The organism is Thermostichus sp. OS-CIW-29 (assembly GCF_054058195.1).
Window position 1 is genome coordinate 41,758 of sequence record NZ_JBSSAB010000016.1, and the last position, 23,721, is coordinate 65,478.

Below are 23,721 nucleotides of genomic sequence, written 5' to 3' on the forward strand. Positions count from 1 at the left end.
CACTGATCCTACCGGTACAGCACGGGGCTCCTGCGATTTCTAGCTGAGTGCTCAAGATGGATCCCTCTCATGTGCCCCTGGGTTTGCCGCTCATCTTGGGGGAGGTGCTTTTCGACTGCTTCCCCACCGAGGTTGTGCTGGGTGGGGCGGCTTTGAATGTGGCTTGGAACCTCAAGGGGCTGGGATCCGATCCCCTCTTGCTCAGTCGTGTTGGCCAAGACGAGGCCGCCAGAGAGCTGCTGGGGGCCTTGCGACGGCAGGGGCTGCGCCTGGAGGGTCTGCAGCAGGATTCTGTTCACCCCACCGGCAAGGTTCAAGTAACCCTGGATGAGCAAGGGATCCCCACCTTCGCCATCTTGCCCGACCAAGCCTACGACTACATCCAGTTGGATATCGGGGCTCTGCAAGCTCTCCAGCCCAGCCTGCTCTACCGGGGCAGCTTGGCAGCCCGCCGGGAGGCAGCCCATCGCCATTTTCAAGAGGGGATCCCCGCTTTGGGCTGTCCCGTGTTTCTGGATCTCAACCTGCGGGATCCCTGGTGGCATCCAGACGCCATCCGGGAGATGCTGCGCACCTGCACTTGGCTGAAGCTGAACCAGGCAGAGCTGGAGCAAGTGGCCCAACTGGAAGGGATCCCTCCTGGAGACCTGCTGGAGCAAGGACAGATCCTCCAGGCTCATCTGAACCTGAAAGGTCTATTTCTGACCTTGGGAGCGGCAGGCGCGCTGCTGATCACCCCTACTCAGATCCATCGGGCCGACCCAGTGCCCGCGCCTCAGCTGGTGGATACAGTGGGGGCGGGAGATGCATTTAGCGCCGTGGCCATCCTGGGGCTGTTGCGGGGATGGCCGGAGGCGATTCTGGTGCAACGGGCCGTGCAATTTGCGGCGGCCATCTGCGGGATCCCGGGGGGAGCGCCTGCGGATCCGGAGTTTTACCGGCCCTTCTGGCAGGCATGGGAGATCCAGGAGATCCAGAGGCCAAGGGTTCAATGAAACTGGCGCAGGTGAAACTGGGCGTAGCGACCCCCTTTGCCCAGCAATTCTCGGTGATTTCCCTGCTCCAGCAATTGCCCCTGCTCCAAGACGAAAATGCGGTGGGCGGTGCGTACCGTCGAGAGGCGGTGGGCAATCACAAAAACGGTGCAGCGTTGCATCAGCCGTTGCAGCGCTTCCTGCACCAACGCTTCCGACTCGTTGTCCAAAGCAGAGGTAGCCTCGTCCAGGATCAAGATCTTGGGGTTGAGCAACACGGCGCGGGCAATGGCCAGCCGTTGCCGTTGTCCACCGGAGAGGGTGACCCCCCGTTCTCCCACGCGGGTGGCGTAGCCATCGGGCAAGCTCTCGATAAAGGTGTCGATGTTGGCCACCTGGGCCGCCTGGCGCACCGCTTCCAGGTCAAAATGCTCTTGTCCGTAGGCGATGTTGCTGGCAATGGTTCCCGAAAACAGGGTGATCTCCTGCGGCACAATGCCGATCTGCCGGCGCAGGCTCTTGAGGGTGACGGTGCGGATGTCGATGCCGTCGATGCGGATGCAGCCCTGCTGGGGATCGTAAAAGCGGGGAATCAGGCTCACCAGGGTGGATTTGCCGGCGCCGGAGGATCCCACCAGGGCCACAATCTCGCCGGGAGACACCTGAAAGCTGATCTGTTTGAGCACCGGCTGATCCGGTTTGTAGGCAAAGGAAACTTGGTCGAACTCCACCCAACCCTGAATGGGAGGCATGGGGCGGGCCCCGGGCAGCTCCCGGATTTGGGAGCGGGTGTTTAGCAGCTCGAAAATCCGCTCCACCGAAGCCTCACCCTGTTTCAGCTCGCTGTAGTTGTTGGTGATGTGAACAATAGGGTCGATCAACATCGCAACACCGGCGATAAAGCCGAGAAACTGGCTGCCGGTCAGGTTGCCCTGGCTAATTTGCCAGCCGCCCACCCAAAACACCCCCAACACGCTCATGGCGTACAGAAAACCCACCACCGGGTCTTGAATGGCTTTCACCTGTTCGGTCTGAAACCGGGCCAGGCGGTTGCTTTCGGCAATGGCACTGAAGCGGCGAATTTCGTAGTCCTCAGCCGCAAAGGCGCGAGTGAGGCTGATCCCGGCAAACACCTCTGTCAAGAGGGCGGCCAAATCCGACATCTTCTCTTGGTTGAGGCGGGAGCGAAACAAAAGGCGATCCCCAAACCAACTGATCAAGGCTCCCATCAGGGGGGCTATCAGCAAGGTGGTCAAGGTGAGAATGCCGTTGAGATAGAACAGGTAGGCCACCACCGCCAAGATGGTGAGCACGCTGGGGATGAAGCGATGGAAAAATCGTTGCACCACCTCTCCCACCCGATCCAGATCCCCCGTGAGGCGATAGACCAGATCGCCGGTGCGGCTGCCGGAAAAATAGTCCACATCCAGTGCCTGCAGGTGGGCATAAATCTGTTGGCGCAATTCCAAAACCATTTGCAAGGAGGCCCTCGCCATCAGGGTGTCTTGGCCATACTGAAAAGCGCCGCGCACCAAGAAAAACACCACCCCAATCAAGGCCAGCATCCGCAATTGCCCCAGATCCCCGGCACCAATGGAGCGGGCCACCCACTCGATCAAGTAGGCGAGGGCGGGCATGGTTAGCACAAAGCCAAGGGTACAGGTTAGCCCCAGCAACAACATCCACAGATGGGGCCGAATGAAGGGAATGAGACGGCGATAGCTACGACCCGGATGCACAAATCACAAACCAGAAGGGCCTCTGACCCAACCAGCTTACAGGATAGTGTTGCGGACTGCTGCCGGGATCCCTGAAACTGGCCGATAGAGTCGAAAGCCGCTGCGGCCATTTTCCTTGACCTGGTAGAGGGCCAAGTCGGCATGGTGCAAAAGGGTGGACACTTCTACGCCGTCTTGGGGGTAGAGGGCGACGCCGATGCTGCAGGTCACGGAAAGGGAATGGCCCTCGCAGGAGAAGGGAGTTTGGAAGACATCGACAATCCGCTGAGCCAGACGCGCTGCCACTGTGGAGCTGCCAATTCGGGGCAGCAGCAGGGTAAACTCATCCCCTCCCCAGCGGGCGACGATATCTCCAGGTCGAACGCACTTGGTTAGCCGTTCGGCTACCCCCTGCAACAGGGCATCGCCGACACTGTGGCCGAAGGTATCGTTAATGTCTTTGAAGTGATCCAAATCCACAAAGAAGAGGGCCAGGCATTCACTGTAGTATTGCTGCAGGGTCTGCTGCAGCCGCTCCCGAAAGGATTCGCGGTTCACCAAACCTGTCAGGGCATCATGATGAGCGCGAAACTCCATGTAGGCTAAGCTCTGCTTTTGGGCGGTGATGTCTTCGCAGATGCCTTCATAGCCGAGGAGATTTCCGGCTTTATCTTTAACCAAACGGGCCTTTTCTCGGACCCAGATGATCGAGCCATCCCGCCGCCGCAGCCGGTACTCAAAGCCGCGTACGGATCCCTGCTCCTGCAATAGCCGCACAAATTCCTCCCACTGGCTGGGATCCACATAGAGCTGCCGCTTGCCCGCCTCTTTCGCTTCGCGCATCAATTCTTCGGGGGAGCTGTAGCCGCAGATCTGGGCCAGCATCGGGTTGGCGGAGAGATACCGACCTGCCGCATCGGTGAAAAAAATGCCCTCTACCGCATTCTCGAAAAAATTGCGATAGCGCTCCTCAGCCTGGCGCAGCTCCTCTTCCACTTGCCGGCGCTCCGAGATCTCGAGGGCCAGAGACACCAAATCCGCCAGGGATCCGGCGAAGTTTTGCTCTTCCAAGGTCCAGTGGCGAGGGGATCCAATGTGCTCGTGGCAGAGAACACCCACCATCCGTCCTTCCAGTCGAATGGGGGCATCCAGCATCGAGATCACTCCCATTGCTGTCAGGTAGGAATTGCCGAACTCGGCGGTGCGGGGATCCGCCACCACTTGGTCGGCAGCAATGGTGCGCTCTTGCTCCAGGGCTTGAAAATAACGGGGATAGTCTTTGGCCCAGATCTCCGCCCCTTGAGTATGGGATCCCTCGGGGTTGTCTGGGGTGATCTCGAATTGATTGATGCAGCGAATGCTGGAGCGCTCCGACGTGTAGAGCCAGACCCCCACCCGTGCCACCCCCAGGGTATGGGCGGCTGTAGTACAAATCTGTTGCAGAGCAGCTTGTAAGTCTCCTTGGCTGAGGGCTTTGTGCCGGGTGAGCTCCATCAGAGCCCGGTTGTGCTCCAACAGTTGCTTTTGGCTGCGCTGTAGCTGCCACTCCACTTGCTTGCGTGCTGTGATGTCCTGACAGGAGCCGACAATTCGGCTGATTGGCTTGTTCTCCTCAACTACTGGAGAAAGGGTAACGATTAGAACACGGGTCGACTCTGGGTCGGGAGCGGCAGAGGCCGTTAGGCTCAGCTCAAAGCTCACTTGCCGGCCATGGCTGAGGCAGTGTTCGGTGTGCAGTTGAATCTGCGCAGCCAGAGAAGGCGGTAGACAACTCTGGAGCTCTTCTCCCTCGATAGGTCGAGAGGAGAGAAAAAACATCCTGCGAAAGGCCGGGTTACCCACCAAAAACCGACAGCGCGGTTGAGGTGAGCCTCTTTCTGGCTCCGGGGGCAGACACTCAAGGACAAACAACCCATCGCTGACGCTCTCGAACATGGTGCGCAGCACAGCCCGTCCCCGAGCCTGTACCGGGCGCCCACGGTACATGACCTGGGGATTCCACAGATCGGCCCGCGTCAGCGCATCGTAAACGCTGCCAGCCTGGTCTGGCCCAGCAGTCCCCCTTTCAACCATAGGCTAGGAACACCCAGTAGACGCTCGGGCAACGGGGAGGGCAAGCCGAAAAAAACAGCTATGAATTCACGCTGTCTCTGCCATTCTACGGTCATCCTATGGAATTGTTGGGGGAGTTTGTGTGTCTCTCGATACAAAAGATCCCCGGGCTGGCACGGGCTTTCGGGTGCTCCGGAGGGGATATTCTTTGAAGCAACTCTTGAGGTTAATTAAAAGAATTATTAAAAAGCCTGTCCTGCCGACGTGAAGGGCTATGCGTCGCCGTTTTCAAGGTTAAACCGCTTCTGGCTCCCGAACTTGTTCTACCCGTACATCGACACGCTTGGGAAGGAACCAGGCTCCTATTAGTTAGAACTGCTCTCATTAGAAAGAACCTCAGCTAGCCCTGGAAAAGGGATCCCTGCCAGACCCAGGATGGCTAATTCCGCGGGCGTGGGATCCCCGATGCATCCAAGGCAAGAGAGGAAGACTGATGGATACAACTCCACCACTCAACCGAGTAACAGCATAGCTCTATTGAGATTAGCTTTCAATAGCGTGCCGGTAAAGTAGGGATCCTCTTTGATAAAGACTTGCATTAAGCTTGAGGAGTCTGGTAGAGTGCTTACCCAAGTAGCAATTGCTAAAGATTTGCAGTTAAGTCTTCTCAGGAGAACAAGCTGCGGAGTGGCAAGCATGGCATGGCAACAGGTTCAGGCGGGGGTGTGGTGTAGGCAGTTGGGGCAATTGGCGCCTCAGTGGTGGTTGGGCTGGAGTCTGGAGCAGGGCTTTCGGCTCTACCGCAAAGAAGTTTCCTCTGCTCTGCCTTCTCTCTCTGCTTTGAGGATTCGCTACCAAGAGCGAGATGGCTGGCTGGACGTGTTTCTGGGAGAAGCGGAGCAATGTAACCGACGACGGCGCAGCCTTTTGGATCCGGCAGCGCGGGTAGCCTTGCACTACATGCCGGAAGATTTAGCTCAGATTCAGTCCCTAAAGTGTCCTCACGAGCGCATTCCTCCGCAGCTTTGGCAGCGGCTAACCCAGCAGCCGGGTTGAGGACTGTTGAAGGTTAGAGGGCTATTTATTGTTATTGTTTCAGATGGATCCAGTCCGCTGCGGCAACCGATCCTGCCTCTTCTCGCCTTTCCAGTTCTTCTGGAGAGCGGTAGCCTGTTTTTTTCTTCCTCTAGGCAGGCTTAAGCTGGAGAACGAAGAGTAGCGGCTGCAGCCATGACTGTTTCTAAGCACCAACCCAAGCAGCGCTCCCAGCAGCAGGTCGAGGGGCTGACTTCTCGCCGCCTTTTGAAGGGATCCATCATCGGCGCCGGCCAGGTAGGCATGGCCTGTGCCTACTCGATGGTAATCCAGAACACTCTGGATGAGCTGGTCCTTCACGACATCGACCGCAACAAGCTGGAAGGGGAAGTGATGGATCTGGTGCACGGGATCCCCTTTGTGGAGCCGACGCGGATACGGGCAGGGGAACTGGCGGATTGCGCCGGGTCAGATGTAGTGATTTTAACGGCAGGAGCCAAGCAGCGGCCTGGAGAAACCCGTTTGGATTTGGTGCAGCGCAACGTCGAGATCTTCAAAGGCTTGATCCCGGCCTTGATGGCGCATTGCCCTGACACACTCCTTTTGGTGGTGAGCAATCCCGTTGACATCATGACTTACGTTTCCCTGAAGTTGTCGGGGTTGCCGGCAGGGCAGGTAATTGGGTCGGGGACGGTTTTGGACACAGCCCGCTTTCGCTATCTTTTGGCGGAGCGCCTGGGGGTGGATCCGCGTAGCCTGCACGCCTACATCATCGGCGAACATGGAGATAGCGAGGTGGCCGTTTGGAGCAAGGTGAACATCGCCGGCACCCCGATTGGGGAACTCTCACCGGACTGGGATCCCGCCTATTTGGGGGATATCTTCGAGCAGGTGCGCAACGCTGCCTACGAGATCATCCGTCGCAAAGGGGCCACCAGCTACGCCATCGGGTTAGGGGTGACGCAAATTGTCCAAGCCCTGCTGCGGGATCAACACCGCGTTTTAACCGTGAGCAGCCTCACCCAAGGGGAGTACGATCTGCCAGAGGTCTGTCTCAGCTTGCCCAGAGTGGTTGGGCGACAGGGGGTGGAACGCACGCTGGCCATGTCCCTCACCGAGAGCGAGCGCAAGCAGCTGCACCGCTCGGCCCAGATCTTGCGGCAAGTCATCGACAGCATCCGGTGGTAGCCTAGATCTCCTGGACTTTTGTCGCTCCCCTCCAAGCTGGGGGATCCCTTGGTCAGTGGGCGAGGGCCGCAGCTGGCGGCAGGAGGTGGTCTATGGAAGCAGAGGTGCAACAGGGGCAGCAATCGCCTGAGGGCCAACTGGAGAAGCGCCCCCCTTCTCCGCCTTGGGCCGGGATCCCCTTACAGAGGGGCCTCGGTCACCGGGTACGGCAGCACGTCAATCCCCTGCAGGCACAGTATCAGCAGCCCACCCCCCCACCCCATTGGGAACGGGTATACCGGCGGCTGGGGCAGCCCTTTCATCTGGATATCGGCACAGGGAGCGGACGATTTCTGCTGCGCCTCGCTCAGGAGCAGCCCGACTGGAACTTCCTAGGGGTAGAGATTCGGCAGGCGCTGGTGGAACGGGCCAATGCCTGGCGGGATGAGCTGGGGCTGGATAACGTCCATTTTCTGTTTGCCAACATCAATGTCTCTTTGCGGCATCTGTTTGCGCCGGGGGATCTCAGCCGCGTAACCATCCTATTTCCGGATCCCTGGTTCAAAAAGCGCCATCACAAACGGCGGATCGTCCAGCCCCAACTGGTGGCGGATCTGGCTCTGCTGCTGCGACCGGGCAGCCCTGTCTTCCTGCAATCGGATATCCAGGAGGTGGCCGAAGAAATGGCAGCTCGATTTTTGGATCATCCGCAGTTTTGGGATCCCCACCAGGGGCCTTTGGACTCCAATCCCCTCGGCATCCCCACGGAGCGGGAGTGGCACTGCCTACAACTGGGCCTGCCCATCTATCGCTATTGGCTGGAGCGACGGTGACAACAGGACAAATCCGTAATGCAGTAATAACAACTCCATTCCGCCAAGACAATACAGAAGATAGGATATAACCCGCTTGAGTTGGATCCGTCGCCGCAATGTCTCACTCTGAAACCACGGCCTCTGCCGACCCCTCCTCTGCTTGGTTTTCTGTTCGCCGTGGGATCCTCAACCTGCTGAGCCTATTGGCCATTGTGATTGTCGGGCTTTCTCTTTCCAGCAGTTGGTTTCAGCCGCCGCCCCAAACGCAGTTGGATTTGTTGCAAACCGATCTCGCCCTGCAGGCTTCCCGCACCCTCGATGATCCCCGCTATCAGGATCTGGCACGGGCACTTTTGGGTCAGGATGTGTTCAAGGTGGCCCAAAATCGCTATCAGCAGACCGCCGATAACTACACCGAACGCCTGAAACGTTTGAAACGGCTGGCCCGTTTAACTCCTGCTGGCGAATCTGAGGCGGCCAGCCCAGAACCTGCCCAATCTCCAGAGGTGGATCCCGCCCTTTTGGCCTCCATGCAAGATTTGCAGACGGAGCTGGATGCACTGTGGCTGCGCCTTGGCTTGCTCTATGCCTACAAAGAAGATCTGGAGGCCGCTCAGCAGCAATGGCAGCAGATCATCGACCTGGAACGTCCCGTGGAGCTGGAATCGAGCCAAAAGGGGGCAGCGCGGGTTTTGCAAGGGCTGTGGGGAACACCGCGGCGCATCTTGCCAGAGGCGGAGGTGCAGATTCGCAATCATCTGGATGGTTGGTTTGAGGCGGTGGCTCTGCAACAGCTTTACCGACTGCAGCAGCGCAGCGATAGCCTAAATGCCCTCAACCAACAGCAGGAAAAATTGGCCTTGGCGGCTCTGTTTCGACTGGCGGTGGTGGGTGGGATTCCCGTGCTGGGGGCGCTGCTGGGGTTGATGCTCTTGTTGGGCTGGCTGGGCTGGAGCCTTTGGCGCAAACGTCCGCTCCTGGGCCCTGCTTGGGAAGTGCCTTGGCCGGGGATCGGGGCGCAAGCGGTGTTGACCGGCTGGTTTTTGGGGTTTATCGCCCTCAACGCTTTGGTGCCTCGACTTTACATCATCATCCTCGGCCTGGGGGCACGGCAGCTCAGCCCTTGGCAGCAGGCGGTAGCCCTGTTTCTCACCTACAACTCCGGCGCTTTGCTGGGGGCAGGGTTATTGTACCGTCTCTTGCACGCCTACCCCGGCTGGCAGAGGGTGCTGCAGGTGCGGTTGTGGGGTCCTTGGCTGCTGTGGGGCTTGTGTGGCTACTGGGTGGCCTTGCCTTTGGTGGTGCTGGCAGCGGCACTCTCGCAATTGCTGCTACCGCAGGCGGGGGGTGGGAATCCCATTTTGCCCCTGCTGCTGGATAGCCATGGTTGGGGGGCGCGGTTGGTGTTTTTGGCCGTGGTGTCTGTCTGTGCCCCTGTTTTTGAGGAGGTGCTGTTCCGGGGCTTTTGGCTGCCCACCCTAAGCCGCCACCTGCCTATGGGGGCCGCCATTGTGCTCAGCGCCTTTACCTTTGCCCTTGCCCACCTCAACCTCTCTGATCTGCTGCCTCTGACCATGCTGGGGGTGGTGCTGGGGGTGGTGTACAGCCACAGCCGCAACCTGCTGGCTCCCATCCTGCTGCACAGCCTCTGGAATACGGGATCCCTGGTGACGCTGCTGGTGCTAGGGGGTGCGCGTTAAGGGGGGCTCTGCCTACTTTTTCCTGCCGAAGAGGCGGCTAAAGAACCCGCCGTTGTCCTCCTTACGGGGAGGTGGCACCACTTTCTGAGCTTGGCTCGTTTGGCGGCTGGGCGAGGGAACGGGCTGTTGGGTGGTGACCTGCTGCATCCAACGGCGCACTTCTGCCATCAACTCGGCGTTGGCGGGTTCTAGGCGGCTGACCTGCAAAAAGTCTGCTTTGGCCATGCCGGTATTCCCCTGCTTCAGGTGGGCAATGCCCCGGTGCAGGTAGTAGCGGGCCACGTTGGGCTCAGCGCTGATGGCAAAGTTCAGATACTGCACCGCATCCCGGTATTGCTTGCGCTCGATCATGTCCAAGGCTTGGATAAAGCGGGTTTCCGCAGGGCTGAACTTGGGGGCAGGCGGTGGGGTGGGAACGGGCTGAACAGGGGGACGGGTGGGCGGAGCAACGACGGGGGAGGCTGGGATCCCACCCACAGTGGTACGGCTGGGGGAAGGGGTTGGGATCCCGGTCGCGGTAGTGGTTCTAGAGGCAGGGGCTAGGCTCCCTTGGTAGCCGGCTTTGAGCAACAAATAGGCCAGGTTCAGCTCGCTCAATTGCTCGGTTTTCTCGAGCAGGGTTTCCATGGAGCTGTATTGTTCTTTGGCCAGCTTCTCCACCCGCCTGACATACTCTTCTTGCCAATCGGGGCGCTCGGCCAAGCCTTTGACAGCTTCCCCAGAGGGCCAAAGGTCGGGGGGCGGTGTCTCCAAAAGGCGTTTAATCCGCATTTTGAGCACAGTTTCGTATTCCCCTCGCTCCCGCTCTTTGGTCAGCACTTCGTTGGCCGGGTTGACCAGCTTGGCAAAGAGGATGTTGGCGCGCTCTGCACCTTCGGGATCCCCCACAAACCGATCCGGGTGGAGGGCCTTGGCCGCCTGCAGGTAGCCGCGCCGGATCCCCTTGGAGTCGGCGGTAAGGGGCACGCCTAAGATGGCGAAATGGTCAGTCTCGTAGCGGGCTAGTCCTCGGTTGAGGCGGGGGACATTAGAGTTGGATCCCATAGTTGCCACTTCTCTAAAATCTGCTGCAAGGTTCCGTTTTCGATCAGGCTGGAAATCGCCCCATCCACAGCTTCCTTCAGGGAAGGATGCTGAGAGGATACTACTCCCACCAGAGGCATGGGGAACAGGGGCGGCCCCACCAGGCGCAGTCGGGATCCAGCTTGGCGCAGGTTCAGGGCGGCAACGGGCTGATCGACCAGCACAGCATCCAACTGGCCAGCCTGTAGCTGAGCAAACAAGCGCTCAGGGTTACTGGTGGCAAAGAGACGAATGGCGTTGCCTCTCCTCTCGTTGTACGCCTCCAGCAGGGCTGCCCCCGTACTGTTAACTACAATGCCCACTTTGCGGCCAAATAATTGCGACAGTGTCTCGATGGCCGGTTCCTCTGGCCCGGAGGCGGGGGAGGGATCCCGTACCACCAAGCGCTGCGGGCTGAGATAGTAGGGCCGGGTGGCCAGAAACTGCTCCGGATCCAAGCCCAAAGCTTCCCGCGCTCCCCAGATCAAGTCCACCTCATCCGCTTGCAAGGCCGCCAACTGCTCGCTCCAGGCCACGTAGATGGGATCCACCTGCACCTGAAGGGTTTGGGCAAGCGCCTCCAGGATATCCCACTCGAAGCCGGCGTAGGTTTGTCGCTCCAAGTCGGTATAGAGATAGGCCGGCCCCAGACTGGGATCCAAGCCAACCCGAATGCGCCCCCGGGCCTGGATCTCGGCCCAACGGGAATCGAGGGGCTGTGCCTGCTCGGTGGGGGCGACTTTCCCTTGTGCCGGCTGAGGGTAACCGGGGCCAGCAGTGGCAACCCCAAGGGCCATTGCTCCCAAGAGGAGAGCCAGGCCGAACTGTGCCGCCCGGCAGCCATGTCGCTGTTTTCCGGGGAGTCCGCTAACCCATCTCCTATCTACCCTGCCCAACATAGGGTTCTTGGAATCTTCTTGATTATTCCTCGATTATTCGTCAGCTACTTCTGTCTTCAATTCAACTCAACTGGGGAGCTTTCCCGGTTCTGATAGGCTGGGCGTGGATCCCGCCGCATGGGAAAGGAGACCGGCAAAGGCTGTACTTGGGCCAATTCTTCTTGCAGAGCAGCGTGTAACCAGCCATTGCTGGCCAACAGTCGGCCACTGTAAACATCCACCGGGCCGCCATCGTAAGCAGTCACCTTGCCACCCGCCTCTCGCACCAGGACGATCCCTGCGGCAATGTCCCAAGGGGAGAGGCCCCGCTCCCAATAGCCATCCAACTGGCCGGTGGCCACATAGGCCAAATCCAGAGCTGCAGATCCGCCGCGCCGTACTCCTTGGGTGAGATGGGTAAAGTGGCAAAACTCGGCGTAGTTGTTGTCGGGGGTTTCGCGACGATCGTAGGCAAAGCCGGTAACCAGCAGGCTCCGAGACAATTCAGCCGTTGTGGAGACTCGAATGGGTTGACGGTTGCGGGTGGCCCCCATTCCTTGGACGGCGCGAAACAGATCCCCGCGAAAAACGTCACAAACAACCCCCAAAACTGGCTCCCGCCCCTGCAGCAAACCAATGGAGACGGCAGCGAAAGGGTAACCGTGGGCAAAGTTGGTGGTGCCATCCAGGGGATCGATCATCCAAGCGTAGGCACCCTCCGGGGATCCCTGCTGGCCTGATTCCTCGGTCAAGATGACATCTTCGGGGAAGTGCCGCCTCAAGATTTTTAAGATGAGATCCTCAGAAGCGCGATCCGCCGCCGTCACCAAGTCGCCCGGACGTTTCTCCTCGATGGCGAGGGTGCCTCCCACATAACTGCGCAGCAAAGCCCCTGCCTCCAGGGCAGCTTCTGTGGCCACATCCAACCGACGCAGCAGGGCCTCCGTCACACCCTCACCTCAAGGTTAAAAACCTGCTACTCAGAATAGCCCGCCTGAGGCTGTGGCTCCCAAGGGATCCCTGAAAGCCAAAATAGGCCCGACCCAAACCCAATTTTTTGGGAAAGGGGGTATCTCCAAGGCTGCCTATGGTGTATAGTACAGTACACTGGGGCTTGTGGGTTTTCCGGCAGCCCGCCAAGACCAGAGTTCCTTTGAAAGCAGTAGGGTTTTGGGGAACTCTAGATAAGACTTTGAATTTGGAAAGCCAAGCTGCTGTAAATGGCGTTGAGCGTTGAGGGGGGAAGGCCGTTGTCACATAGCTACGACGATTTCTTTGCCTCCACCACGGCGGTTGGTGGGGGGGATCCTCTTGCTTCTAGCTACAGCTTTGATCTGCCAGCAGATCTGTTCGATCGAGTCCCTGAGCAGCCGGTATCCCATCCGGAGTTCGCCCTGTCCATCTGCCATCCTGTCCGGCCCTGCAGCTACATCCTGCGGGAGAGTATCTACACGGTTGGACGGGATCCCTCCAACGCCATCCAGATCGTCAATCGGTTTGTCTCGCGTCACCACGCTTACCTGGTGCGGGTGCCCACCAAGTCCAACCGGACAGGGTTTACCTATTGCCTGATCGACGGCAATCGCAAGGGCCAGTCCAGTACCAATGGGGTGTTTGTCAACGGCACGCGGGTGGCCACTCACTACCTGAGGAGCGGAGATGTCATCTATTTCGGGCCGGAGATCCGCGCCTATTTCTTTGAGGTAGCCCGCACTCTCCCTGTGAACCCCTTTGACATCGGCCCTGACCTTGGCGAAGAGCTTCAGCTTCCCCACGCATAGGAGCTCACTGCAACTGTTGACAGACCCGAAGCTGCATCGCTAGATTAATTAAGCCGGTTAAGCAATGTGAATTGGGGCATCGCCAAGCGGTAAGGCAGCGGGTTTTGGTCCCGCCATTCGGTGGTTCGAATCCATCTGCCCCAGCTCAAAATCCAACCGAGAGCACAAAGGCGCAAGCCCCTGGGATCCCGTGCAGACCGGAGGGTGCGGCTCTGGGCATCAGCAGGGCGCGTTGCTCTGGGGAACTGAGGAATCATGGGGTCGCCTTTGCCAACGGAGGCCCTGGCTTGGCAGGACTGGCCGCGGAGAGAATGGCAACAACCAGAAACCAAGGGTGAGGGATCCGGGGTGAGCTGTTCAGGTCGATCCTTGATGGTGGTGGGAACTTCTTCCCACGTGGGCAAAACCCTTTTGGTGACAGCCCTCTGTCGCATTCTCAAGAAAGCGGGAAAAAGGGTTGCCCCTTTCAAAGCTCAGAACATGTCCCTCAACGCCTATGTCACCCCAGACGGCAAGGAGATTGCCTACGCGCAGGCTCTGCAAGCTTGGGCTGCCGGGATCCCCCCTGCGGTGGAAATGAACCCGATTCTTCTGAAGCCCCAGGGCAACCTGACTTCCCAGATCGTCTTGAACGGAGTGGCGGTGGGCACCTACCGCGCCGGAGAGTATTACGAGCGCTGGTTTGCGCCGGCCTGGCAAGCGGTCAAAGAAGCCCTTGCTCGCCTGCAAAAGCAGTACGACTGGATCCTTTGCGAGGGGGCAGGTAGCCCAGCAGAGGTGAACCTCAAACATCGGGACTTGGCAAATATGCGGGTTGCCTTGCATTTGGGATCCCCCACTTGGCTGGTGGCAGACATCGACCGAGGTGGGGCGCTGGCCCATGTGGTGGGCACACTCCAACTGCTGGAACCCGAAGAACGGGCCCTGATCCGGGGCATTGTCATCAACAAGTTTCGCGGCTCGCGGGAATTGTTGCAGCCCGGCCTGGATTGGCTGGAAAACTACACCGGGATCCCAGTTGTCGGGGTCTTGCCTTGGGTGGACTGGGTTCTGCCCCAAGAGGATTCGATGGGAATTGCAGCCAACCCCCTGCTTTGGGAAGATCGCCGCGACCGGGCCGGTGGCCAAGCCCTGAGGGAAGGGCGCCTGGAGATTGCTGTGGTGCGTTTGCCCCAGGTGGCCAATTTCTCGGATTTTGACCCCTTGTTGGCGGAGCCCACCGTCCATCTGCGCTGGGTTCACCTTGGCCAAAGTTTGGGATCCCCGGATGTGGTCATCCTGCCCGGCAGCAAAACCACCCTCAACGATCTGTTCGCGTTGCAAAAGACCGGCTTGGCCGAGCAACTGCGCCAATACTCCGGCCATATCGTCGGCATTTGCGGCGGACTGCAAATGTTGGGAGAAACCATCGCCGATCCCGAAGGCTGGGAGGGGATCGCCGGCACCTACCCAGGGCTGGGCTTTCTCCCTTTGACCACCGTTTTACAGCCCACCAAGGTCACCCAGCAGGTACAGACCCAAAGCCGATGGCCTGCCCTGGCCCCCATCCAGGGGTACGAAATTCATCAGGGATCCACCCAGGCGGATCCCTCTGGCTGCCTGCCGCTGTTCGAGCAAGAGAACCTGGGCTGGCGGGATCCCACGGGTCGGATTTGGGGCAGCTATCTGCATGGCCTGTTTGACAACCACCTGTGGCGGCGACAATGGCTGAACTGGCTGCGCCGACAAAAAGGCTGGGATCCCTTGCCGGATCTGGAGGGCCACTATGCTCAGCAGCGGGAGCAATTGCTGGAGCGCCTGGCCGATCTGTGGCAGCCTCACTTGGACTTGGGCCTGTTGATGGAATAGCCTACCGGCAAGGAGCGAGAGAAGTGGGGTGGGAGGCTATGTTGCGCCAGGTTACGCCAGCGCGACCGGAAATCCAGGATCCACTCAACCGGTTGCCTCGGCTACCTCTGCCTGACCCGAAGAAGTCCGCTCCGAAAGACTTATGCAACGCTGAACAAAACAGAACTTTGCCCAGCATCGCTGCTTTCTTCCTGCTTCAGCGACCCATGACTAGCGGCAGAGTTCACCCCCACCACCCCGCCAGAGGAGTCTCCACAGGCGTCACTTCCCCCAGAGCTTGGGGTAGTTCTGTACCACCGCAACAGGTTTAGGGCTGCATTCAAGTCGCGGTCTAGCTCCAGACCACAACACGGGCAGCAAAACACCCTTTCCTGCAGTGGCATCTTCTGTCGGTGCCCACACCCTGAACACAGTTGGCTGGACGGATAAAACCTATCCGCCACCACCACCTGACAGCCGTAGAGCCGGGCCTTATACTCTAGCTGTCGCCGTTCGCGATAGCGGGACGGAGTCCTCAACTCGTAGAACCCACAGTCTGACAGCGCTCCTGCCAGCTTGCGGTTCTTGAGCAGGTTCTTCACCTGCAAGCCCTCAATCACCACCACCCGATACTTCTTGGCCAGGTAAGTCGTTAGCTTGTGCAGATTGTCTTGCCGAATGTCTGCCACCCGCTTATGGGCCTTGCCTAACTGCACCACCGCCTTCTTACGGTTAGCGGATCCCTTCTGCTTGCGACTCAGCCGCCGTTGCAGTCTGGCCAGACGCTTCCTCGCCTTGCGGTAGGGCTTTGGATTCTCGAATACTTCCCCGTCGGAACAGGTGGCCAGGTGATGGATACCTAAGTCCACTCCCACAACTTCCCCGGTCTTCTCCACCTGAGGCGCTGGAGCTTCATATTTGAAGGAGATATACCAATGTCCGGCGCGAAGACTAATGACCACGTTCTTGGGTGTGGTCGCCGGAAGTAACTCTGCACAGCGCAGCCAACCGAAGATAGGCACCTTGATGCGGTCGCCAGAAATGCGGATGCTTCCTTCTAGGTAAAAGCTGTCTCGCACTCCCTTGCGTTTGAAGCGGGGGAACTTCCCCAACCCACCCCGCCAGCGCTTAAAGGCTTGCTCCAAGTTGCGTAATGCCTGCTGAGGAGCGCATTTGGAGACCTGGTAGTACCAGGGGTTTTCCTTCTTAACCTCGGCTACCAGGCGCTTGTGCAGGTCAATGGCGGTGGGGAGTTTCTGCCGGTTCTCCAGGGCTTGCCGACAGATGGCCAGGCCCCAGTTGTAGGCGTGACGGGCTACCCCAGCGTGCTGAGCGGCTAGGGTCTTCTGCCGGTTATTCAGCTCTAAGCGGGTGCGGAATCCAAGCAGCATTCAGATAGAAATTGCAGGAGCCCCGTACGGTACCCGTAGGGTCAGTGTCGGGAGGAATGCTATAATGGTACTGCGGGCACCAGAAACAGCTTTTAGGGCACTGGTAACGGTCGATTGGGGGTGCAGTAAACCACCCCAGAGGCTCGTGGTCGGCTTGCTAACTGCAGGGCTACTAAAAGCCCGCTCCGTACCGCCTAGCGGTTGGTGTCGGGTAGTTTACATAGCCGCGGCCAACATGCTTAGTTTAATGGCTATTTCGGTTCCGCAAAGTAACCAATTGTTCAGCAGATCGGGGACTAGAGGCAGCCCCTGTAGCTTGTTCGCGAAAGCGTCACGCAGCGGTAAGGGCGCGATCCAACAATTCCATCGGGTGATAGATGGGGATCCCGGCTTTGCCCTGTAGGCGCAGATGTTTCTGGATTTGTAGGCGGCAGCCGATATTGGCAGAGACGATCCCCTGAGCACCGGTGTTAAGCAAGTTCTTTACCTTCTGGGATCCCAGCTCATCCGCCACCTGGGGTTGCAACAGGTTGTAGACGCCGGAGCTACCACAGCAGAGGGCCGCATCGACGGGATCCCGCAGCTCCAGCCCCGGGATTTGCCGCAACAGGTGTCGAGGTTCCTGGCTGAGCCGCTGCCCATGCAGCATGTGACAGGCATCCTGGTAGACCAGCACCAGGGGTTCCGGCTGTAGCGGATGTAGAGGAGCCGTTAACCCCACCTGAGCGAGAAACTCCTGAATGTCCTTGACTTGAGTGGCAAATCGGGCTGCCTTCTCTTTGTAGTCGGGATCCCTGGCCAATAGGTGGCCATAGTCTTTCAGGGTATGCCCGCAGCCAGAAGCGTTGATCAGAATGGCATCCAACTCGTAATTGGCAAAGGCATCGATCATCTGGCGGGCCAGGGTTTCCGCCTGCTGCAGTTGCCCTTGATGGTGGGGCAAGGCCGCACAACAGCCCTGGACAGGCGGGATCACCACCTCACAGCCGTTGTGGGTCAAGACGCGAATGCTGGCCTCATTTACCTGTGGGGCAAACAGGCGCTGCACGCAGCCCAAAATGAGTCCCACCCGAAAACGGCGTTCTCCCACCGCCGGGATCCGCTCAGGGTAACGCTTGGGCAGCAGTTGCTCCACCTCCAGGGGGGGCATCAGGGATTCCATGGCCGCCAAACGCGGGGAGACCTTTTCCAGACCCTTTCGGATCCAAGCGCCGATCCCCATTTTTTGGTACAGCCAGAGAGGCCACAGCAGCGGTTGCAGCCGCTCCGGATAGGGGAAGAGGAAAAAAATCAACTGGCGGTACAGTCGATCCCAGAGGTTGCGGCGGTAGTTGCGCTCAATCTGAGGTCGGGTAGCGGCAATCAGCCGGTCGTAGCGCACCCCCGAGGGGCAAGCCGTTACACAGGCCAAACAGCCCAAGCAACTGTCGAAGTGGGAAACCACTGCCGCTGAGAGAGAGATTTGGCCCTGATTGAGGGCGTCCATCTGGTAGATGCGGCCCCGCGGCGAGTCCGTCTCTTTGCCGATTACACGGTAGCTGGGGCAGGTGGTCAGGCAAAACCCACAATGCACACAGGCATCGATCAGCTTCGGATCCGGGGGATCCACCCCATCAAAACCCGGCCCTTGCGATAAACTCATTGGCTTCGACCTATCGCGCTCTCAGCTCTACATGGCCATGCAGGGAGACAATTGGCAGCTTGCCATCCTGCCTGCAGTTTTTCTGCATCTTAATCCCAGAGTGAGGGGGTTGATTACATCCCACGGCAGAGCAAAGCTGCCAGGCCTGGCCAGAGCCTCCCAAAAAGGTCAGCTCCCGCCCTTGGGAGGCGGCACCCGGAAGCCACTTGGCAGCTTCTCGCCCTGGGCAGCCGCTTCCAGCGCCGCTAGGAGGAAGGCTTCGAATTGACGCACCGCCCCTAGGTCGAAGTACAGGTGCGTTTTGGCTGCTGCTACAGCCTTGCTGGCAAAAGCGAGGCAGCGTTCTTGGTCACGAGCAAAAGCAAGGGCTGTGGGCGCATAGTCCTCGATGGAGGGGGCAATAGGCGCAATCTCGGCGATCCCCATCTGCTCGTAGGCTGCTGCCACAAAACGCCCACGGGCAAAGCGCCCAGGCCAGGTGACAATTGGTTTGCCGTAAGCCATGGACTCGTAGAGAGTGTTGCCTGAGCCGAAATGAATGGGATCCAGCAAAACATTACAGTGGGCCACCAAAGCCATGAAGCGATCAAGCGGCTGGCCCGGCAGGAAGCAGACCCGTTCGTTGAGGATAGGGGCACTCTTTGCCCAGCGCGCCCTGAGCTGCTCGCTCCAAGCCTTGGCGAAGTTCTCAATCATGACAATGTGGCCCTCGGGGTCGCCCTCAGCAATGGCTGCTAGCACCGCGTCGAAGTCAGGGTGCAGCTTAAACCAAGATTGAGGGCAGCCGTAGAGCCGGCCGTGCTCTGGCAGGCCCAGTTCTGTGCGGGAGGGAATTGACGTTGGCAAGCTGAAAAGTTGGTAGCAAAAGGGGAGGCGGGTAAAACGCACCAAGCGCTCACTGTAGTAGGCTTCTGCTCCTTCCGGTTCCATCGGCGCATCTCCCCCTAGGAAGTAATCAACTGTATCGATGCCGGTGGTATCCGGATGGCCGTAACTAACCATCTGCACAGGCGCAAGCCGCGCATAGGCCAGAAAGTAGGTGGATGGCCACATGCCAATGTCGGGGTAGAAGAGGGCATCGAGTTCAAGGGCTGCAACTTGTGCTTGCCACTGGGGAAGTCGACCGCTGAGGGTCACCGTTCGGTCGCAAGCAGCTTCCAACCTAGCTCGCAGTTGGTCACGCTTGGCTTGTGGTGGGTAGATGAGGATGACCTCAAAGCGGGAACGGTCAAGCTGAACCAGAAGGCCCTGGTAGAGCTTGCCGATGGTGTGGTCGACAAGCAACTCGGAGCAAAAGCCAACCCGGATGCGCCGACCTGTAGGGAACTGCCAGCGGGCAACATGCGGCGCTTCAAAGTTCAACTGCGGCGCCTTAGCCCGAAAGAGCCGACAGAGACCTTCCATGAGCGCTCGGTCGTCGGCGTTGTGGTAGGCAAGGTAGAAGGAACGAAAGCCGCTGAAGAAGTATTGGGTTGGGTCGGTCAGGGTTCCAGGCAGGTCCAGCAGAGCGTTAAGGCCCTCCCGATAGCGAGCTCGCCAGTGGGCAATGGCCGCTTGGGACTCGGGGATGGCTGGTAAGTGAAGCCGACCCGCAATCTGGGTGGCAAGGATCCGCTCGGCCGCATCGGAGGGCTGGGGTCTACATTGGCGGGCCGCCTGTAACACTTCCTCAGCTTCCCCATCCTTTCCTTGAGCTGCCAAAGCAAAGGCCAAAGCTAGATGGGCGTCGAAGTGGTGCGGCTTTTTCTGCAGGGCAAGGCGCGCACAGCTTTCTGCTTCTTGGAGTTGGTCAGAAAACCCGTAGACTCTTGCCTTTTCCAGGAGGCTCTCAACAAAGTGGGGACAAAGGGTTAGGGCTTTGTCAAAGTAATCCAGCGCCTTGGGAAAGTCATAGTTAACTACGGCCAATAGTCCAAGGCAGTAGAGTGCTTCTACCCGCTGTGGGTTGAACTGCAGTGCCGCTTGGTAGGCGCTTGCAGCTCGCTCCCTTTCGCCACTTCCCAACAGCGCACTTCCATAGTTGACCCAAGCGTCGGCATAGGTTGGGTTAAGCTCAATTGCCCGCAAGGCAACCGCTTGCGCTTCAGGCCATTTGCCAATCTTTTGCAACAGAGCTGAAAAATAGCTGTATATCTCGGCATCCTTGGGATAAGCCAGCAGTGCCTGCCGGAAGAGAGCTTCATTTTCCTCATAGCGCTCTTGGGCATGAAGAGATAGGGCCAGGGCAAGCAGGGCCTCGCGCTGATTGGGCTCAATGGCAAGAGCCCGCCGAGCTGCCTCTTCCGCTGCCACTGCCTCCCCCTGTTTCCAGCGCACCTGGGCAATAATGGCCCAGGCCAGGGCAAGACCTGGGTTTTTGGCAAGTAGCCGCTGGGCTTTTTCCAAAACAAGGGCTAGGTTGCCACTGTTGTAGGCAGCTGCTGCTTCCTGTAGCTCGCTGGCTTCTTCCTCGGTGGGGGGCTGCGTTGCTGGCAGAGGGTCAGGAGAGGGAGCTTCTCCCTTCAGGGTGGCGGCCGCTAGCCGCGCAGTTAGCTCGACAACAGCGGGCCCTTCCAAACCGTGGGCGCACGCTTCGGCAAGAACCCGCTCGGCCTCCCCGTATTCACCACACTCCAGCAGGGCTTCAACCAAAGCTAGCCAATATTGACCAACCGTTGGATTGGCGCTGACTGCCGTCACCAAATGGGACAGTGCCGACCGGGGCTGCCCCCGCTGACGGGCAAGTTGGCCCAGAAGGTGGTGGGCGTAGTGGTGGCGGGGGGCAACCTGCAGGATGGCCCGATAGAGCCGCTCTGCTTCTTCCAGGTGCCCCTGCTGGTGGTGGTCAATAGCTTGCTGCAGAAGGTTGCTTAGCTCCATCATCGGCCCTCTAGTTTGGGCAAGGCATAGGGATGAGCAGAATGCCAGTAGTCGACTAGTTGCCCTTGGTGCTCGATAAGCACCTGCTTTGGCTCTATCCCAAGCCTAGCCATCTCGGCAACAATGTCAGCGGCGCGCCATTGGGTTGGGATGATGACCACGTCTGGGGTCTGCGTTTTCAGCTCCTCTGGGCTGACAATTTGCTGGCCAACGCCGGCAACATAGGTGCCAACTTTGTTTGGATCGGAATCGACAACCCAGGTAAGCCAATTGGTCTTAACCCCAAAGTGGTGCATGAAGGCTGCCCCTTTCCCCGTGCCTCCCCAGAGGGCAACTCGCAGGCCACTGTTAGCCAGCTCTTGAAGCTGGGCAGCAATTTTGCGGCGAGCCTTTTGGCTGCCTTGCTCAAATTTGGCTGCTGCTTCAGCCCGGAGCCGCCAGGCTAGCGGTAGCTGCAGCTCAACGATGGCCAACACCACTTCCCCATCGTAGGCGTGCCACAAGCTCACAATTGCACCGACGCGCTGTAGCAGGGCACGCAGCGACTCAGTGCTAAACTGCTGGGGGTGTTCGTAGTAAAAATCCACCAGTCGCCCTGTGGCAAAGACCCGGTCGATACAGGGCACTTCAGCAAGCAGGCGCACAGTCTTTTTACAGCAACCTGCAGCCCATGCCAACTGCTGTAGGAAGGCTGCTGGTTGGCTAAAGTGCTCCAGGACATGACGCATCACCACCAGATCCGGCTGGAGGTGCAGCAGATCTTCAACAGGGTCAAAAAGCCGCGCCTCAAATTGAAACTCACTGGGGAAGTCGTCCGGTTGGTGAGGGTCAAATCCAATGTACCGCCCTTGCCGGCGAGCAGCTAAAGACCGCAGAAAGTGACCACAACCGCAGCCAATCTCAACCACGGTTGGGTTCTCAGGTAGGCGGGTCAGCACCTCATCGACCAGTTGCGCCAGATGCCGGTTCCACAAGACCCCGGCGTTGAACATGAGGTTCGGCTGACTGCCGTACGGGACATCCTCATAGCGGAAGGCGCGATTCCAGACATGGCCACAGGCGAGGCACTGCACAAAGTCAAGCCGATAGGGGGGCATGGCCCGTGCCTCCTCTTCAGTACGTGGCCAGCCCAATGTGGCAAGTGGCGCAGCCCCTCCGTCAAAAAAAGGGTGAGCCACTGATTCGCCACAGGCAGGACAGGGATCCGTATAAAGAGGAGTCATGCTCTACACTTACTCGAGCACAGTATAAGACATGCTCGTCGCGTAAGGGAAGCGAAAGAGACGGAGATTGCGGAGGCCCAGCATCTCGATCGTTGCCAGTGTTTCACCCGGAAACTGACGCATGTTGAGCTCATCGAACAAGATCACAGCTCCCTTTGGCATGCGTGGCACAAGCAACTCCAGCGCTAGCTTTGTCTGCAAATTGCTCCTTGAGTCGCTTCATTTTCACCCTCGCTTATCGTAAAGTCTTCCAAGCCTCTGCTGCCTCCTGGGAGAGAGTGCCGGCATAGTAGCCCTGAATCGGAAAGCAAAACGGTTGATCTTCAGCAGGCTTGCGCAGAACACAGTAAAGCAAGGCGTTTTGGCCAATCTGGTTTTTAGTGACCAGTTCGAGGATATCCTCGCGTTTCCATAGCTGTACGAACTTCAGTGGATTATACTCGACGTAGAGATAGGCCATTATCGTGTAGCTGTTTGCCTGGGCTAGATCCCAGAAAAAGGTCGGCTGCACGTTGTAAAAACCGTGATCGAGCCAGCCGGTAAATGGCAGACCGTGGATCATTAGGCCACCAGGCAGCGTGTAGTCGTGTATGGTTTTCATCACCTGGGCAATATTGAAGATGTGCTCGGCTGTGCCAAGGTTAAAAACAGCATGGTAACGCTGAGGCAACTCGATAGGGAAATTGAGATCCAGCTTGAGAGCTGCCTCCGTGCCATGAAGATCCACCGCTGTCATCGAACGTGGCTGCCAGAAGGTGCGCCAAAAGACCTTGGCGATCTCGAACAGCATTCCAGGGCGCTTAGCCTGAGTAATTTCATCAAGTTGACGGAAGAGGGCAGTACGTTCTTCCTCTTTGGCAAAGCGATAAATGTCTTGGCCAAGCTGCTCGACAGCCACGTCGCCGTACCAGTTGGCCTCGCCCAGTTCCAAACAGTCGCCTCCAAGCGGAATAGCGTTTTGTTGCCGCATTTGGCTAAATAGAACGTATTCGATGGCAGTGATAGCCATGGATCTCTCCTTGTTTAAAGGAAGTTGCAGCGGCGGCATGGCTCTACCTGCAGACGGTTGTCCACCGTCGCGCGCAGTCGGCGATAGCTTGGGCTGTTGTAGATGTCGAGGACATGCTGCTCCCGAACGTTGCCTATGGGGTAGCGTGCCTGGCCATCGGCGCAACAGTGGGCTACCACACCCGTTGCCGTGATTGATATGTCAAACCAGCGAGTGCAGGCTATGGGCGGTGCCGTGGGAGGCGACACATCGACCTGGCCAAGCCAGTTCATGCGCGGAAAAATGCTAACTTCGAACAATGGATACGTTGTCCTTACCCAGGTAATGAAATCCTCATCAGCTGCTGTGCCGTCTCCAACACGGGATAGCACAATGCGCATTGGCAAGCGTCCCTCAGCTTTTGCTTTGTGAAGTCTGTCCAGGCTTTCGCGAGTCCGTCTGTAGGGCAACTTCATCGTTGCCTCGTATTCGTCTGGGCGGTGATCGTTGAAGCTACAGCCTGTTAAGGGCTCAAGGGGTACAATAGCAGCACTTAGCAAACCAACTTCGGAAGGAGGATGGATTGATCAGTAGTAAAGAAGTCTTCAC

General features: G+C 58.6%; 18 protein-coding genes and 1 tRNA gene. 8 read left to right on the forward strand and 11 right to left on the reverse strand.

The genetic code is table 11. The features are described 5' to 3' along the window. Positions 1–56 precede the first annotated feature (56 nt). The gene (locus ACVWZJ_RS07480) at positions 57–995 is read left to right on the forward strand and encodes a carbohydrate kinase family protein (protein WP_041436664.1); all 939 of its coding nucleotides are present in this window, start codon (positions 57–59) and stop codon (positions 993–995) included. On the opposite strand, the gene ACVWZJ_RS07485 is transcribed toward ACVWZJ_RS07480, so the two are convergent. Next, positions 989–2,713 carry an ABC transporter ATP-binding protein gene (locus tag ACVWZJ_RS07485; protein WP_011433743.1) on the reverse strand — a complete coding sequence of 575 codons (1,725 nt, stop codon included), beginning with the start codon at positions 2,711–2,713 and terminating at the stop codon, positions 989–991. The two genes, ACVWZJ_RS07480 and ACVWZJ_RS07485, sit on opposite strands and share 7 nt — an antisense overlap. Before the next feature lie 36 nt (positions 2,714–2,749). Beyond that, entirely contained in the window at positions 2,750–4,765 is a 2,016-nt protein-coding gene (locus tag ACVWZJ_RS07490; RefSeq protein WP_457395581.1) for a diguanylate cyclase domain-containing protein, read from the reverse strand. 675 nt (positions 4,766–5,440) lie between these two features. On the opposite strand from ACVWZJ_RS07490, the gene ACVWZJ_RS07495 reads away from it, so the two are divergent. From ACVWZJ_RS07495 to ACVWZJ_RS07510, 4 genes are all read left to right on the forward strand, one after another. After that, positions 5,441–5,800, forward strand: coding sequence for a hypothetical protein (locus ACVWZJ_RS07495; protein WP_011433745.1), 360 nt, complete (start codon positions 5,441–5,443; stop codon positions 5,798–5,800). A 246-nt stretch (positions 5,801–6,046) separates the two neighbouring features. Beyond that, a complete protein-coding gene (locus tag ACVWZJ_RS07500) occupies positions 6,047–6,967 on the forward strand; it encodes an L-lactate dehydrogenase (RefSeq protein ID WP_011433746.1) in 921 nt (306 codons plus the stop codon). Positions 6,968–7,059: 92 nt separating this feature from the next. Next, positions 7,060–7,779 (forward strand): tRNA (guanosine(46)-N7)-methyltransferase TrmB, encoded by a 720-nt coding sequence (gene trmB, locus ACVWZJ_RS07505; RefSeq protein ID WP_414374841.1) that lies wholly within the window; start codon positions 7,060–7,062, stop codon positions 7,777–7,779. A gap of 98 nt (positions 7,780–7,877) precedes the next feature. Then, positions 7,878–9,461 (forward strand): CPBP family intramembrane glutamic endopeptidase, encoded by a 1,584-nt coding sequence (locus ACVWZJ_RS07510; protein WP_457395584.1) that lies wholly within the window; start codon positions 7,878–7,880, stop codon positions 9,459–9,461. Between the two features lie 12 nt (positions 9,462–9,473). Here ACVWZJ_RS07510 and ACVWZJ_RS07515 read toward each other — a convergent pair whose 3' ends face one another. From ACVWZJ_RS07515 to ACVWZJ_RS07525, 3 genes are all read right to left on the reverse strand, one after another. Beyond that, positions 9,474–10,505: a J domain-containing protein gene (locus ACVWZJ_RS07515; protein WP_457395587.1), complete on the reverse strand. Its 1,032-nt coding sequence runs from the start codon at positions 10,503–10,505 to the stop codon at positions 9,474–9,476. Next, positions 10,463–11,320 carry an ABC transporter substrate-binding protein gene (locus ACVWZJ_RS07520; protein ID WP_457395590.1) on the reverse strand — a complete coding sequence of 286 codons (858 nt, stop codon included), beginning with the start codon at positions 11,318–11,320 and terminating at the stop codon, positions 10,463–10,465. The genes ACVWZJ_RS07515 and ACVWZJ_RS07520 overlap by 43 nt, the downstream gene beginning before the upstream one ends. Before the next feature lie 158 nt (positions 11,321–11,478). Continuing rightward, on the reverse strand, positions 11,479–12,351 hold the full coding sequence (locus ACVWZJ_RS07525) for an inositol monophosphatase family protein (protein WP_414332096.1): 873 nt from the start codon (positions 12,349–12,351) through the stop codon (positions 11,479–11,481). 270 nt (positions 12,352–12,621) lie between these two features. Between ACVWZJ_RS07525 and ACVWZJ_RS07530 the strand changes: the two genes are divergently transcribed. The 3 genes from ACVWZJ_RS07530 to ACVWZJ_RS07540 all read left to right on the forward strand — a co-directional run bounded on the left by ACVWZJ_RS07530 (position 12,622) and on the right by ACVWZJ_RS07540 (position 15,030). Then, on the forward strand, positions 12,622–13,182 hold the full coding sequence (locus ACVWZJ_RS07530) for an FHA domain-containing protein (protein ID WP_457384568.1): 561 nt from the start codon (positions 12,622–12,624) through the stop codon (positions 13,180–13,182). A gap of 72 nt (positions 13,183–13,254) precedes the next feature. Next, positions 13,255–13,326: transfer RNA gene (locus ACVWZJ_RS07535), tRNA-Gln, on the forward strand. A 204-nt stretch (positions 13,327–13,530) separates the two neighbouring features. Next, on the forward strand, positions 13,531–15,030 hold the full coding sequence (locus ACVWZJ_RS07540; RefSeq protein ID WP_457395603.1) for a cobyric acid synthase: 1,500 nt from the start codon (positions 13,531–13,533) through the stop codon (positions 15,028–15,030). 140 nt (positions 15,031–15,170) lie between these two features. Here the strand turns inward: ACVWZJ_RS07540 and ACVWZJ_RS07545 are convergent, their stop codons facing one another. The 6 genes from ACVWZJ_RS07545 to ACVWZJ_RS07570 form a co-directional block, all read right to left on the reverse strand. Next, positions 15,171–16,400, reverse strand: coding sequence for an RNA-guided endonuclease InsQ/TnpB family protein (locus ACVWZJ_RS07545; RefSeq protein ID WP_457388172.1), 1,230 nt, complete (start codon positions 16,398–16,400; stop codon positions 15,171–15,173). A gap of 331 nt (positions 16,401–16,731) precedes the next feature. Next, on the reverse strand, positions 16,732–18,042 hold the full coding sequence (locus ACVWZJ_RS07550; RefSeq protein WP_457395593.1) for a (Fe-S)-binding protein: 1,311 nt from the start codon (positions 18,040–18,042) through the stop codon (positions 16,732–16,734). A 168-nt stretch (positions 18,043–18,210) separates the two neighbouring features. After that, positions 18,211–20,904, reverse strand: a complete 2,694-nt coding sequence (locus tag ACVWZJ_RS07555) for a tetratricopeptide repeat protein (RefSeq protein ID WP_457395596.1) — start codon at positions 20,902–20,904, stop codon at positions 18,211–18,213. Continuing rightward, positions 20,901–22,124, reverse strand: coding sequence for a class I SAM-dependent methyltransferase (locus ACVWZJ_RS07560; RefSeq protein ID WP_011433757.1), 1,224 nt, complete (start codon positions 22,122–22,124; stop codon positions 20,901–20,903). Before ACVWZJ_RS07560 ends, ACVWZJ_RS07555 begins: the two co-directional genes overlap by 4 nt. Before the next feature lie 235 nt (positions 22,125–22,359). Next, positions 22,360–23,133, reverse strand: coding sequence for a methyltransferase domain-containing protein (locus tag ACVWZJ_RS07565; RefSeq protein ID WP_041436669.1), 774 nt, complete (start codon positions 23,131–23,133; stop codon positions 22,360–22,362). 14 nt (positions 23,134–23,147) lie between these two features. Further along, positions 23,148–23,405: an SPASM domain-containing protein gene (locus ACVWZJ_RS07570; protein WP_457395600.1), complete on the reverse strand. Its 258-nt coding sequence runs from the start codon at positions 23,403–23,405 to the stop codon at positions 23,148–23,150. Between the last annotated feature and the right edge of the window lie 316 nt (positions 23,406–23,721).

Coding starts and splice junctions, on each gene's coding strand:
- ACVWZJ_RS07530 (WP_457384568.1), top strand. CDS start 12,622: ATGGCGTTGAGCGTTGAGGGGGGAAGGCCGTTGTCACATAGCTACGAC.
- ACVWZJ_RS07510 (WP_457395584.1), top strand. CDS start 7,878: ATGTCTCACTCTGAAACCACGGCCTCTGCCGACCCCTCCTCTGCTTGG.
- ACVWZJ_RS07545 (WP_457388172.1), bottom strand. CDS start 16,400: ATGCTGCTTGGATTCCGCACCCGCTTAGAGCTGAATAACCGGCAGAAG.
- trmB (WP_414374841.1), top strand. CDS start 7,060: ATGGAAGCAGAGGTGCAACAGGGGCAGCAATCGCCTGAGGGCCAACTG.
- ACVWZJ_RS07520 (WP_457395590.1), bottom strand. CDS start 11,320: ATGGCCCTTGGGGTTGCCACTGCTGGCCCCGGTTACCCTCAGCCGGCA.
- ACVWZJ_RS07490 (WP_457395581.1), bottom strand. CDS start 4,765: ATGGTTGAAAGGGGGACTGCTGGGCCAGACCAGGCTGGCAGCGTTTAC.
- ACVWZJ_RS07480 (WP_041436664.1), top strand. CDS start 57: ATGGATCCCTCTCATGTGCCCCTGGGTTTGCCGCTCATCTTGGGGGAG.
- ACVWZJ_RS07550 (WP_457395593.1), bottom strand. CDS start 18,042: ATGAGTTTATCGCAAGGGCCGGGTTTTGATGGGGTGGATCCCCCGGAT.
- ACVWZJ_RS07515 (WP_457395587.1), bottom strand. CDS start 10,505: ATGGGATCCAACTCTAATGTCCCCCGCCTCAACCGAGGACTAGCCCGC.
- ACVWZJ_RS07555 (WP_457395596.1), bottom strand. CDS start 20,904: ATGATGGAGCTAAGCAACCTTCTGCAGCAAGCTATTGACCACCACCAG.
- ACVWZJ_RS07570 (WP_457395600.1), bottom strand. CDS start 23,405: ATGAACTGGCTTGGCCAGGTCGATGTGTCGCCTCCCACGGCACCGCCC.
- ACVWZJ_RS07560 (WP_011433757.1), bottom strand. CDS start 22,124: ATGACTCCTCTTTATACGGATCCCTGTCCTGCCTGTGGCGAATCAGTG.
- ACVWZJ_RS07495 (WP_011433745.1), top strand. CDS start 5,441: ATGGCATGGCAACAGGTTCAGGCGGGGGTGTGGTGTAGGCAGTTGGGG.
- ACVWZJ_RS07565 (WP_041436669.1), bottom strand. CDS start 23,133: ATGGCTATCACTGCCATCGAATACGTTCTATTTAGCCAAATGCGGCAA.